Source organism: Blastococcus tunisiensis, from assembly GCF_900112815.1.
GTDB classification, from domain to species: Bacteria; Actinomycetota; Actinomycetes; order Mycobacteriales; family Geodermatophilaceae; genus Blastococcus_B; species Blastococcus_B tunisiensis.
On record NZ_FOND01000008.1, the window covers coordinates 12,851 to 25,029 of the forward strand.

The following is a 12,179-nucleotide window of genomic DNA, read 5'->3' on the forward strand; positions in this document are numbered from 1 at the left end:
GGTCATCAGCGCGTGATGGCCACCGGTTCGTCGCACTCGTCGTCGTCAGGCGGTGCGGGTCTCCTCGGCCAGCGCGACCAGCGCCTGCTCGAAGCACACCTGCGGCGGCTGGACGAGGCCGGCGCCGACCTGGCCGGTTCCGGCCACGCGCCCGGCCATGCCGGTGTTGATCTGCGGCAGCCAGCCGGTGCGCGCCACCTTGAGGACGTCGATGCCCGTCGGCGAGCCGCGGAAGCCCATGATCGGGATGGCCATGGCCGGGTTCTCCGCCAGCGTCACCTGGTACATCCGCTCGGTGGTGGCCAGCGCGTCCGGGACGGTGCCACCGACGAAGCGCACGATCGCCGGGGCGGCGGCCATGGCGAAGCCGCCGATGCCGTAGGTCTCCATGATCGCGGAGTCGCCGATGTCGGGGTTGGCGTCGTCCGGTCCGTAGTCGCCGAGGAACAGGCCCACCGGGGTGTTGGCCGGGCCGGTGAACCAGCGGTCGCCGGTGCCGGCGGTCTGGATGCCGAACTCGGTGCCGTTGCGGCTCATCACGGTGAGCATCGAGGAGCCGGGGATGCCCCGGGCGGCGTCCAGCGCGAGCTTGGCCGTCGGCATGCCGAGGTTGAGGAAGAAGTGCTCGTTGCCGCCGATGAACGCCAGGACGGCGGCGATGTCGGACGACGGGACGCCCTCGACGGCCACGATCGACGGGGACAGCTCGCGCAGGGTCATCAGCGAGCCGGCGCGGTTGCGGTTGTGCCCCTCGTCGCCCATCTGCAGCATCTGCGCCAGCACGCTCTTGACGTCCAGCGGGTCGTTGCCGGCGTCGATCGAGCCGCGCACCGCCTTCTGCAGGACCGGCCCGAGCACGTCGCGCATCCAGGCCAGCCGGGTCTGCACCTCGTCGTTGAAGGCGCCCATCCGCAGCACCTTGCCGAGGCCCTCGTTGAGGTTGCAGAACGCCTGGCCGCCGTGGACCGGGTCCTTGAGGCACCACATCCACATCGACGGCGACGTCACCCCGGCCATCGGGCCGACCGTGCGGTGGTGGTGGCACGGGTCGAGGGTGATCTCACCGGCGGCGAGGATCCGCTCGGCATCCTCGACGTCGGTGGCCCAGCCCTCGAAGAGGCAGGCGCCGATGAGCGCCCCGCGCATGGGCCCGGACGCCGTCTCCCAGGTCAGCGGGGGGCCGGAGTGCAGCAGCGTGCGGTCCTGGAGGCCGATCACCTCACGGGCCGGCCGGACGTCGACCAGTTGCGAACCGGCGGACATGATCCGCTCGACCGCGACCCGGTTGGCGGCGTTGCGGCGCGGGTCCAGCGCCAGCGCGGCGAGGTCGGCCGGGTCGCCGAAGCCCGGCGGGCGCCAGTCGACGTCGTGCACGTCGGCGCCCTGGGCGCGCAGCGCGTCGGAGAAGACGTCGACACCGGCGGCGACGATGGCCGGGGGAGCGGAGAGCAGTCCACCGAGGGTCATGACTCCTCCTCGCTGGCGCTCGTCGGGCCGATGACGGTCGCTCTGTTCTTCGATGAGCTCGCAAGCTCGCTCATGCAACGGCTCCCAGCAGGTCGAGGGCGTACCGCGTGGCCGCGGCGTTGGAGGAGAAGACCGCCGCACCGGCGGCGGCGAGGGCATCGGCCTGGCGGGACCAGCCCTGCGGATCACCCTCGGTGCCGATCAGGGCGATCACCACCGGCAGGGCGGCCTGCTCGCGCGCGGCGGTCAGCGCCGGGACGAGCGCGCCGGCCGGGTCCGGATCGGCGCCGTAGCCGAGGACGACGTCCATGAGCAGGACGGCGGGCTCGCCGGAGCGGGCCAGGGCGTCCAGCGCCTCGAGCCGCAGCGTCGGGTCGATCATCGGGTGCGCGCGGCCCACGGTCAGGGCGTCGTCCCCGAAGTCGATGACGACGTGACCGGAGGCGGACAGGTCCGTCCCGAGATCGAGCTCCGGCTCCAGCGGGGTGTTCGAACGGATGTCGCCGAGCGCGGGGGCGGCCAGCAGCATCGTCTCGTCGGCCAGCGTGCCGCCGGAGTAGAGGCCCTTGAGGACGGCGCCGGGGACCGCGGACTCCGCGGGACCGGGGCGGGACGGCCACACCGGGACGTCGTGCCCCATGTCGGCCAGCAGCCCCTCGACGGCCGCGGTCAGGTCGGGCGTCTCCGGCGACAGGACGGCGGAGCGCACCGGCACCGAGAGCCCGCCGGCGAACTCCTCGACGGCCGCGGCGACCGACGCCGCCGGCGGCTTGGAGACCAGGAGCACCCGCTCGGTGGCCTCGTCGGCGTCCAGCGCGGCCAGGGCGTCGAGGGTGGCCAGCCCGCCGACCTCCTCCTTCAGGTCGCGGCCGCCGACACCCAGCACGTGCGAGACGCCCACGCCGGCCATGTCGAGCAGGCAGGAGATCTGCTGGGCACCGGTGCCGGACGCGGCCACCAGACCCACCGGACCGGGGCGGACGACGTTGGCGAAGCCGAGGGCGACCCCGGAGACGATCGCCGTCCCGCAGTCGGGGCCCATGACCAGGACGCCGGCGTCGTGCGCGGCGCGCTTGAGCGCGACCTCGTGCTCGACCGGGACGCCGTCGGAGAAGACCAGCACGCTGCGGCCGGCGGCGATCGCGTCGGCGGCCTCGGCGACGGCGTACTGCCCGGGGACGCTGACGATCGCCAGCGCGGAGCCCTCGAGCTCGCCGAGGCCGGCGCCGATGGTGCGCTGCGGGATGGCCTGGGCGGAGCCGGCGGAGCGCTCGCGCGCGGCGAGGGCGGCGTCGACGGCGGCCAGCGCGCCGGCCAGCGCGGCGTCGTCCTCGGCCCGGACGGCGATCAGCAGCTGCTCGGGGCTGGTCGGCTCGTCCGGGGACAGACCCATGTTCGCGGCAAGTTCCAGGTTCAGCGGCGTGGCCATGGCGACCAGGACGGCGGTGACGCCGTCCGCGGCCGCGACGTCGCGGCTGACCTGCATGAGCTTCACGGAGTCGGCGTAGACGCCGGATCGCAGGGCCACCGACCGGACTCCGGCCGTGGCTGACGGGGCTCCCGGGGGCGCTGAGGCAGTCACCTGCGTCACCGTACCCACAGATCTCTCAGCGGTGAAGTATCGGCATCTGTTCGCAATAACGATTTAGCACTGAGGTACTTCCGCAGCGCCGTGGCGCATGACACATTGGCCGCTCTCGGTGCTGGCCGGGCCCTCGCCAGGGCCCGTCGACCGGCACCGACCCAGGCCGCAAGTCAGTCGGAGGAGGCGCTCAGATGGCGTTCAGCTGGAAGCTCTACGGGGACGGCAAGACGCCGCCCCTGGGTGAGGCGGTAGCCCCGGACGAACGGCTCTCGTGGCCGCGGACCGCCGGGATCGGTGCGCAGCACGTCGTGGCCATGTTCGGGGCGACCTTCGTCTTCCCGCTCATCATGGGCCTGGACGCGAACCTCGCGATCATGATGAGCGGTATCGCGACGATCATCTTCCTGCTCATCGTGAAGAACCAGGTGCCGAGCTACCTGGGCACCAGCGCCGCCTTCGTGGGCGGCGTCGCGGCGATCCGCGCCAACGGCGGTGAGTCCAGCGACGTCGTCGGCGCCCTGCTGGTCGCCGGTGTGGTCCTGGCGCTCGTCGGCGTCGTGATCCACTTCGCCGGTCTCGGCGTCATCAACCGCGTGCTTCCCCCGGCGGTCACCGGCGCGGTCGTGATGCTGATCGGGTTCAACCTGGCCCCGGTCGCCGCCGGCATCTACTGGCCCCAGGACCAGTGGGTCGCGCTGGCCACGATGACCTTCGTCATCGTCGCGTCCCTGGCGCTGCGGGGCTTCATCGCCCGCGTCTCGATCCTGCTCGGCCTGATCTTCGGCTACCTGCTGTCGGTGCTGCTCGACGTCACCGCCGGTCCGATCACGGCTCCCGACGGGACCGGCACGGTCAGCGAGCACGACCGGATCTCCTTCGACGCCGTCGGTCAGGCCGACTGGTTCGGGCTGCCCGAGTTCACCTTCCCCACGTTCTCGGTCAACTTCAGCCTCCTGGTGATCCCCGCGGTCATCGCCCTGGTCGCCGAGAACGCCGGCCACGTCAAGGCCGTGGCCGAGATGACCAAGCGCGACCTCGACCCGTACATGGGCCGCGCGGTGGCCGCGGACGGCATCGCCACCGTCGTCGCCACCTCGGTCGGTGGCTCCCCGACGACGACCTACGCCGAGAACATCGGCGTCATGGCCGCCACCCGGGTCTACTCCACGGCGGCCTACTACATCGCCGCGCTGGTGGCGATCCTGCTGGGCCTGATCCCCAAGTTCGGCGCGCTGATCAGCATCGTTCCGGGCGGGGTGCTCGGCGGGATCACCGTCGTCCTCTACGGGATGATCGGCCTGCTCGGCGCCAAGATCTGGAAGGAGAACCGGGTCGACTTCGCCAACCCGATCAACCTCGTGCCGCTCGCGGCGGGGATCATCATCGGCATCGGCAACGTGACCCTGAGCTTCACCGACGACTTCTCGCTCACCGGGATCGCCCTCGGCTCGATCGTCGCCGTCGTCGCCTGGCACCTCGCCAAGGCGCTGGCCCCGGCGGACATGAAGGAAGCGCTGCTGCGCGAGGGCAGCGTTCCCGAGAGTGCCTCCGCCCTCGGCCACCACGGCGCCCCCGTGGGACGCTCCGAGGGTCCGGCCGGCGGCTACGCCGACGAGCGCGGTGGCACCGACCCGTCGTCGGTCGACGAGCTCGGCCGCGCGGGTCGGCCCGACCAGAACCGCTAGTCCCAGGCCGGGTTCCCGGCCGCTCCGACCGCACGCCGTCCCCGTCCGCGGGGGCGGCGTGCGGCGTTGCGGGGGCCCGATCCGGAGTTCCGGGCCGGACCAGAAAGTTTTAGCGCTGAGGTACTTTCGCCGTCCCGCGTGCGGTGAAAGAGTGACTGCTCTCGCACGACTCGTACGGAGGTGACCGCAGCCGGTGAAGCCTGCACCGTTCCGCTACGCCGATCCCAGCACGCTCGACGAGGCCCTCGCGGTCCTGTCCGACGAGGGTGCGGGCGCCAAGGTGCTCGCGGGCGGCCAGTCGCTGCTCCCGCTGCTCTCCATGCGGCTCGCGGCACCCACCACCCTGGTCGACATCAACCGGGTGCCCGGTCTCGACTCGATCGAGGTCACCGGCGACGGCGTGACCGTCGGGGCGCTGGTCCGGCACAACGCCCTCCTGGCGCACGAGGGGGCCGCCGGTGTGCAGCCGCTGCTGGCCCGCGCCACGGCGAACGTCGCCCACCCCGCCATCCGCAACCGGGGCACCACCGTCGGGTCCATCGCGCACGCCGACCCCTCCGGCGAGATGACCTCGGTCCTCGCCCTGACCGACGGCACCGTCTCCGTGGCCGGCCCGGGCGGCGTCGAGACGGTCGGCTGGCGGGACTTCTTCGTCGGCCCGCTGGAGACGTCGGTCTCCGGCCCCGCCGTCGTCACCGCCGCGTCCTTCCCGGCGCTGCCGGCGCGTTCCGGTACGGCGTTCGCCGAGGTCGCCCGCCGCAAGGGTGACTACGCGGTCTGCGGCGCCGGAGTCGTCGTCACGCTGGACGCCGACCGCCGCGTCGAGCGGGTGCTGGCGTCCTACGTCTCGGTGGGCATCGTCCCCGAGGTGCACGACCTGACCGAGGCCGTCGCCGGGAAGCCCGTCGACACCGCCGACTGGGCCGCCGCCGGGGAGCTGGCACGGACCCTGGTCGAGCCGGACACCGACATCCACGCCAGCGCCGACTACCGGCGCCTGCTGGTCGGCGTCCTGACCGAACGAACCCTTCGCGACGCAGCCGCGGAAGCGGCGGAGAGGGCGGCATGACCTCCGTCGACACGGACCGCACCATCACCCTGACCGTGAACGGTGTTCCGCGCGAGGCCACCGTGCCGGTGCGCCGGCTGCTGTCGGACGCGCTGCGCCACGACCTCGGACTGACCGGCACGCACGTCGGCTGCGAGCACGGGGTCTGCGGGGCCTGCACGGTGCTGGTGGACGGCGACCCGGTGCGCTCCTGCCTGCTGCTCGCCGTCCAGGTGGACGGGCACCAGGTGACGACGGTCGAGGGCCTGGCCCGCGACGACCACCAGGGCGGGCAGGTGCTGCACCCGGTGCAGGAGGCCTTCCGCGAGTGCCACGCCCTGCAGTGCGGGTTCTGCACGCCGGGCTTCCTCACCACGATCGCCGCCGGGCTGGAGAAGCGGGACAACGCCGCGGAGCTCACCGAGGACGAGGTCGACGACATGGTCGGCGGCAACCTCTGCCGGTGCACCGGCTACGCCAACATCAAGAAGGCCGTGCACCACGCCAACGCCGCGATGCGGGACGGCGCCCGATGACGGCGGGCCACCGGAGCCGCGTCCCCGGATGGGGAGCCGCGCCACGGCACGGCTCCGCATCGGCCGCGGCGGCTCAGGCTCCCCGGGAGGGACGGCGATGACGACGAAGCTGTTCGGCGAGCCGGTCCGGCGTCGCGAGGACGCCCGGCTGATCGTCGGCAAGGGCCGCTACCTCGACGACATCGGGCACCAGGCGCTGGCCGCCGCCTTCGTGCGCTCCCCGCACGCGCACGCGCGGATCACCGACATCGACGTCGAGCCCGCCCTGGACGTCGAGGGCCTGATCGCGATCTACACCTACGACGACCTGACCGGACCGATGGCCGAGCCGTTGCCGGTGCTGATCCCGCACCCCCAGCTCACCGAGCCGCGCACCAACTACCCGCTGGCCCGCGACGTCGTCCGGCACGTGGGCGAGGCCGTGGTGATGGTCATCGCCACCGACCGGTACGTGGCCGAGGACGCCGCCGAGCGGATCCTGGTCAGCTACGAGGAGCTGCCGGTCGTCGTCGGCGTGGACGCCGCGGTCGAGGCCAAGGCCGCCGTGCACGACGACGTCCCGGACAACGTGGCCGCCCGGCACCGCCAGGAGACCGGCGACGTCGAGCCGGTGCTGGCCGCCTCGCCGCACACGCTGAGCTTCACGCAGTACATCGAGCGCAGCGCCTCCATGCCCATGGAGGGCAAGGGCGTGCACGCCAAGTGGGACGCCGACGACCGTTCGCTGCGGGTCTACACCAGCACGCAGGCGTCGACGTCGGTGCGCGCGGCGGTCGCCGCGAAGCTCGACCTGTCGCTGGACCGGGTCGAGGTCATCGCCCCGGACGTCGGCGGCGGCTTCGGCGTGAAGATCGTGCACCCGTGGCCGGAAGAGCTGCTCATCCCGATGGCCGCCATCGCGCTGCAGGCCGAGGTGAAGTGGGCCGAGGACCGGCGCGAGCACTTCATCTCCAGCGCGCACGAGCGGCAGCAGCGCCAGGACATCACCGTGGGCTACGACGACGAGGGCCGGATCACCGCTCTCGACGTCCACGTCCTGCACGACAACGGCGCGTACACGCCCTACGGGATCATCGTCCCGATCATCACCGCGACCCAGCTGGTCGGCCCGTACGTCATCCCCGTGTACCGGGTGCAGGTGGACAGCGTCTACACCAACACGGTCATCGTGACGCCGTACCGCGGCGCCGGCCGGCCGCAGGCCTGCTACGCGATGGAACGGACGATGGACCGCATCGCCGACGAGCTGGGCCTCGACCGCGCCGTCGTCCGCGAGCGGAACCTCATCCAGCCCGACCAGTTCCCCTACGACCACCAGCTGACGTTCCAGGACGGCCGGCCGGTCATCTACGACTCGGGCGACTACCCCGGCCTGGTCGACAAGCTCAAGGCGCTGGTCGGCTGGGACGAGGCGTCGCGGCTCCGGGACGACGCAGCTGCGCGCGGGAAGCACCTCGGCATCGGGATGGCGCTCTACGTCGAGGGCACCGGGCCCGGGCCGTACGAGGGCGGGCACGTGCAGGTGCTCGGCAGCGGCAAGGTGCTGGTGTCGACCGGGCTGACCTCGCAGGGGCAGGGCCACGAGACGGCGTTCGCGCAGATCGTCGCCTCCGAGCTCGGCGTGCCGATCGAGGACGTCGAGGTGACCACCGGCGACACCCGGCGGTTCGGGTACGCCGTCGGGACGTTCGCCTCCCGGGCCGCGGTGATGAGCGGCAACGCGATCGCGCTCGCCGCCCGCGGGGTGCGGGAGAAGGCGCTGCGGATCGCGGCCGACGTGCTCGAGGTGGACGTCGCTGACCTGGAGATCGACGAGGGCCTGGTGCAGGTGAAGGGCGTGCCGGGGTCGTCGATCCCGCTGCGGACCGTCGCCGTGCTGTCCAACCCGCTGCGCTACGCGTTCGACGAGGCGGCCAAGCAGGCCACCCAGTTCACGACGCACGACGACTCGAAGCCGCCGGTGGCCGAGGGGGATGCCCCGGGGCTGGAGCACCGCGACTACTACTCGCCGCTGCGCTCGACGTTCGCGTCCGGGGCCCACGCCGCCATCGTGGAGATCGACCCGGCCACATGGGAGATCGAGATCGTGAAGTACGCCGTGGTGCACGACTGCGGCAACGTGGTGAACCCGATGATCGTCGAGGGCCAGGTGCAGGGCGGCGTCGCGCAGGGCGTGGGCGGCGCGCTGTACGAGCGGATGGTCTACGACTCCGACGGTCAGCTGACCAACGCCTCGTACATGGACTTCCTGATGCCGTACTCCAGCGAGGTGCCCGACGTGGTCATCGACCACCAGACGACGCCCTCGCCGCTGAACCCGCTGGGCATCAAGGGCGCCGGCGAGGCCGGCGTCATCCCGGGGACGGCCGCGATCGCCTCGGCGATCGAGGACGCGGTGGGACGGCGGATCACGTCGATGCCCATCTCCCCCACGGAGCTGTACGACCTCGTGCGCAACCCTGATTCGGAGAAGACCGCCGTGGCTGCCGGCCGCGCGGGGACTGGAGTGATGGCGTGAACCTCGACGGCTCGGCAGTTCTCTCGGGTGACCCGGAGCAGGTGTGGGCGGTGATCACCGACCCGGCCGTGCTGGCGCGCACCATCCCGGGCTGCGAGACGCTGGAGCAGGTCGGGGACGACGAGTACAAGATGAACGTCTCGGTGGGCGTCGGCGCGATCCGCGGGACGTACGCCGGTGAGGTGCGCCTGGCGGACAAGCAGCACCCGACGTCCTACGTCATGCACGCCTCCGGGGCCGGCGCGCCGGGGAACGCGCGGGCGCAGGTGACGATCAACCTGGAGCCGGCCGGCGACGGGAAGACGAACCTGACCTACTCGGCCGACGCCGTGATCGGCGGGCCGGTGGCCGGTGTGGGCCAGCGGATGATCACCGGCGTCGCGAAGCGGATGGCCGGCCAGTTCTTCACGGCCATCGACGACGAGCTGACCGGCAAGGCGGCGCCTGTCGCGGCCCCTGCCGCGCCCGCCGCTGCCGCCCCGGCCGCCGAGCCGGGAGCCGCTCCCGCAGCCGCACCAGCGGTCTTCGCCGGCCGTGCCGCTGCTGCGCCGGCGGCGATCGGCGGCGACGTGCGGACGCTGGCGCTGGGGGCCGTCGGTGGCGCCGCGCTCACCCTGATCGGCGTCCTCGTCGGCTACCGCATGGGCCGCCGTCGCTGATCACGACCAGCACGCGCTGAGGGCTGCCCGACCACTCGGTCCGGCAGCCCTCAGCGCGTTCGACGCGGGCCATCACACCGCCAGGCGGATCCCGGTCTCGCGCTCGGAGACCTGCCACAGGGTGTCGATCTGCTCCTGCAGGCGCCACCGGCGGAGGATCGGGCGGCGGACCGCCGGGCCGTGCGAGCCGTAGCGGGGCGCGAACAGCTCGCCGCCCTTCGCCCCCGGATCGGTCGCCGCCCGCAGCTGCGGCCGCGCCCCTTCGAACGGCGTCGTCCCCGACCGCGCCGTGAACGCTTCGAAGACGGGGCCCAGCCGGCCGGCGCCGCCCTCGCGCGTCGTCCGCGCGGACAGGTCCGTGTTCGACAGCCCGGGATGCGCGACGAGCGAGGACGCCGCCGCGCCGGCCCGCTCGAACCGCTGCTGTAGCCCCAGCCCACAGTGCAGGTTGGCCATCTTCGACCGGGCGTAGGACGCCCACGCCCCGTAGTTCCGCCGCAGGTGCGGATCGGACGGATCCAGCCGCCGGGCCCGGTGCCGCGCCGTGCTGGTCACCGTCACCACCCGCGCCGCCGGTGCGGCCAGCAGCGCCGGCATCAGGTGCGCCGTGAACGCCCAGTGCCCCAGGTGGTTGATGCCGAACTGCATCTCGAACCCGTCGGCGGTCTCCCGCTGCGGCATGGCCATGACACCGGCGTTGTTCACCAGCAGGTCCACGCACTCATGGGCGGCCAGGACCTTCCCTGCCGCCTCGGAGACCACTGACAGATCGCCCAGGTCGAGCGGCACCACCTCGAGCGACGCCGCCGGGTACCGCTCGGCGATCCGCGCCACCGCCGCCGACGTCTTCTGCGGGTCCCGCGCCGCCATCACCACGTGCGCACCCGCCCCGGCCAGCGCGAGCGCCGTCTGGAAGCCCAGCCCGCCGTTCGCGCCGGTCACCACCGCGGTGCGACCGGTCAGGTCGGGGATGTCCTTCTCGGTCCACGGCATGGCGCCAGCCTCACACAGCCGCCGCCGCTCAGTTCCGGGCCGGTGGCGGGTCACATCTGGCGACAGCCATCGCCCGGAGCACCAGGAGAACCATGACCACGAGCCCCCGGGTCGCCAGGCTCGCCGACGTCGCGGCCGAGCGCCTCGACCTGTGCGACTTCCTGGAGACACTCGACGACCGGGACTGGCAGGTCCGCTCGCTCTGCGCCGAGTGGACCGTGCACGACGTCCTCGCCCACCTCACGCTCTCGCACCGCCAGACCCTGCGCGCGACGCTGGCCCACGCCGTCCTGGCCCGCGGCAGCTTCGACGCGGCCGAGGCCATGTGGGCGCAGGAGATCGCGGCCGAGAAAACCCCCGTGGAGCTCATCGCCCTGCTGCGCAGCACGGCCGCCGTCGACCACCGCGTGCCCCTGAGCGGCCCGCTCGACCCGCTCACCGACGTCCTCGTCCACTGGCAGGACATCGCCCGTCCGCTCGGGCACCGGCGCGAGATGCAACCCGACCGGGTGCGCCCCGCGCTGGAGCACGTGTGGACCAGCGGCTTCTACGGACGTGCCGCCCGGGTCTTCGCCGGCCTGCGGGTCGTCGCGACGGACGCGGACTGGACGAACGGGGACGGCGGGCCCGAGGTCCGCGGCCCGATCGGCGACCTCCTGCTCCTCGCCACGGGGCGCCCCGCCGGTCTGGACGCTCTCGTCGGGCCCGGCCTGCGGGATGCCATCACCCGGATGCGCGGACTGGGGCGCACGACGGTCTGATCCGCCCGCGAGCCGCGCACCAGCCGGTCGGCACGTCCCCGCGGGAACCCCGGTCGAGCCGTGATGCGTGACGGCGTTCCCACGGGAACGCGGTGGAGGCAGCCGGCTCGGCGACGTTGCCGCGAGAACGCGCCGGCTACCGGCGATCCGGCGCGTGCTCGGCCCGCCACTCGTCGAAGGCGGCGAGGAACGACTCGGCCATCCCCTTCTCCGTGAGCAACTGCTCGCGGTCGCGCTCGTCGACCATCCGCTCGGCCAGCGCCCCGGTGTTGAACTTGATCGCCCGGAAGTACGGGATGAACGCCGGCGGCGTGAAAGCGCGCTCCGACGGCTGCGGCTCCACGTCCGGCGACCAGGGCGGAACGGAGACCGGGTCGAGGCCCAGCGACTCGAGGGCGGCCAGGATCGGTTCGTCGTCCGGACGGTCGGTGAAGTCGCGCGACAGCTCCCGGAACACCTCCCGCCCGTCAGGGGCGACGGCGAGGACGACCGGCTTGAAGATCCCGCCGCGCTCGGGGTTCCAGACATCGAGGGGCTTGGCCAGCTGCGAGCCGTCCGGATCGCTGACCCACCGGAACGGCAGGTGCCAGGTGCGGTTCATCGCGAGCTGCACCTCCGGCGGATCGGTGGAGGCGAGCACCACCTCGGTGCCGGAGTCGGCGAGCCGGGACAGCGACCGGGCCAGGCGGACCGCCTGGGCGCAGCAGTACGGCTACCAGTCGCCGCGCAGGCCGATCAGCAGCAGGGCGGCGCGCTCGTCGGAGCGGAGGGCGAGCAGGTCGGCGGGGTCCATCACCCGAGCGTAGGGACGACCCGCCCCCGCCCGCCTCTCGAGACCGCGCTGGGCCGCCGTCACCCCTGCTCAGCGCGTCACCACTGTGCCCGTGTCCACGCCATCCGGCTGGATCAGGTGGACCGGCGCACGAC

At 73.0% G+C, this 12,179-nt stretch carries 10 protein-coding genes and 1 pseudogene; 6 read left to right on the plus strand and 5 right to left on the minus strand.

Features of this window, described 5'->3' with window-relative positions; genetic code table 11:
* Positions 1-45 precede the first annotated feature (45 nt).
* Both BM142_RS11390 and BM142_RS11395 read right to left on the minus strand, forming a co-directional pair.
* Positions 46-1,467 (minus strand): YlbE family protein, encoded by a 1,422-nt coding sequence (locus BM142_RS11390; RefSeq protein WP_092198335.1) that lies wholly within the window; start codon positions 1,465-1,467, stop codon positions 46-48.
* Between the two features lie 70 nt (positions 1,468-1,537).
* Positions 1,538-2,995 carry an FdrA family protein gene (locus BM142_RS11395; protein WP_254790816.1) on the minus strand — a complete coding sequence of 486 codons (1,458 nt, stop codon included), beginning with the start codon at positions 2,993-2,995 and terminating at the stop codon, positions 1,538-1,540.
* A gap of 248 nt (positions 2,996-3,243) precedes the next feature.
* Between BM142_RS11395 and BM142_RS11400 the strand changes: the two genes are divergently transcribed.
* The 5 genes from BM142_RS11400 (at position 3,244) to BM142_RS11420 (ending at position 9,498) form a co-directional block, all read left to right on the plus strand.
* On the plus strand, positions 3,244-4,737 hold the full coding sequence (locus BM142_RS11400) for a uracil-xanthine permease family protein (protein WP_092198338.1): 1,494 nt from the start codon (positions 3,244-3,246) through the stop codon (positions 4,735-4,737).
* 193 nt (positions 4,738-4,930) lie between these two features.
* Complete coding sequence (locus BM142_RS11405; RefSeq protein WP_092198341.1) at positions 4,931-5,806, plus strand: FAD binding domain-containing protein; 876 nt, start codon at positions 4,931-4,933, stop codon at positions 5,804-5,806.
* Entirely contained in the window at positions 5,803-6,321 is a 519-nt protein-coding gene (locus tag BM142_RS11410; protein WP_092198344.1) for a (2Fe-2S)-binding protein, read from the plus strand. Before BM142_RS11405 ends, BM142_RS11410 begins: the two co-directional genes overlap by 4 nt.
* A 97-nt stretch (positions 6,322-6,418) precedes the next feature.
* Positions 6,419-8,839, plus strand: a complete 2,421-nt coding sequence (cutA, locus tag BM142_RS11415) for an aerobic carbon-monoxide dehydrogenase large subunit (RefSeq protein WP_092198346.1) — start codon at positions 6,419-6,421, stop codon at positions 8,837-8,839.
* The gene (locus tag BM142_RS11420) at positions 8,836-9,498 is read left to right on the plus strand and encodes a CoxG family protein (RefSeq protein WP_092198349.1); all 663 of its coding nucleotides are present in this window, start codon (positions 8,836-8,838) and stop codon (positions 9,496-9,498) included. The genes cutA and BM142_RS11420 overlap by 4 nt, the downstream gene beginning before the upstream one ends.
* A 72-nt stretch (positions 9,499-9,570) precedes the next feature.
* Here the strand turns inward: BM142_RS11420 and BM142_RS11425 are convergent, their stop codons facing one another.
* Positions 9,571-10,491 carry an oxidoreductase gene (locus BM142_RS11425; RefSeq protein WP_092198352.1) on the minus strand — a complete coding sequence of 307 codons (921 nt, stop codon included), beginning with the start codon at positions 10,489-10,491 and terminating at the stop codon, positions 9,571-9,573.
* Between the two features lie 92 nt (positions 10,492-10,583).
* Between BM142_RS11425 and BM142_RS11430 the strand changes: the two genes are divergently transcribed.
* Positions 10,584-11,252, plus strand: coding sequence for a maleylpyruvate isomerase family mycothiol-dependent enzyme (locus BM142_RS11430; RefSeq protein ID WP_092198355.1), 669 nt, complete (start codon positions 10,584-10,586; stop codon positions 11,250-11,252).
* A 136-nt stretch (positions 11,253-11,388) separates the two neighbouring features.
* Here BM142_RS11430 and BM142_RS11435 read toward each other — a convergent pair.
* Positions 11,389-11,952 (minus strand): annotated as a pseudogene (locus BM142_RS11435) (peroxiredoxin family protein); the annotation flags it as partial.
* Positions 11,953-11,964: 12 nt separating this feature from the next.
* A complete protein-coding gene (locus BM142_RS24525) occupies positions 11,965-12,108 on the minus strand; it encodes a hypothetical protein (RefSeq protein WP_175527241.1) in 144 nt (47 codons plus the stop codon).
* Positions 12,109-12,179 lie beyond the last annotated feature (71 nt).

Coding starts and splice junctions, on each gene's coding strand:
- BM142_RS11390 (WP_092198335.1), bottom strand. CDS start 1,467: ATGACCCTCGGTGGACTGCTCTCCGCTCCCCCGGCCATCGTCGCCGCC.
- BM142_RS11400 (WP_092198338.1), top strand. CDS start 3,244: ATGGCGTTCAGCTGGAAGCTCTACGGGGACGGCAAGACGCCGCCCCTG.
- BM142_RS11410 (WP_092198344.1), top strand. CDS start 5,803: ATGACCTCCGTCGACACGGACCGCACCATCACCCTGACCGTGAACGGT.
- cutA (WP_092198346.1), top strand. CDS start 6,419: ATGACGACGAAGCTGTTCGGCGAGCCGGTCCGGCGTCGCGAGGACGCC.
- BM142_RS11425 (WP_092198352.1), bottom strand. CDS start 10,491: ATGCCGTGGACCGAGAAGGACATCCCCGACCTGACCGGTCGCACCGCG.
- BM142_RS11430 (WP_092198355.1), top strand. CDS start 10,584: ATGACCACGAGCCCCCGGGTCGCCAGGCTCGCCGACGTCGCGGCCGAG.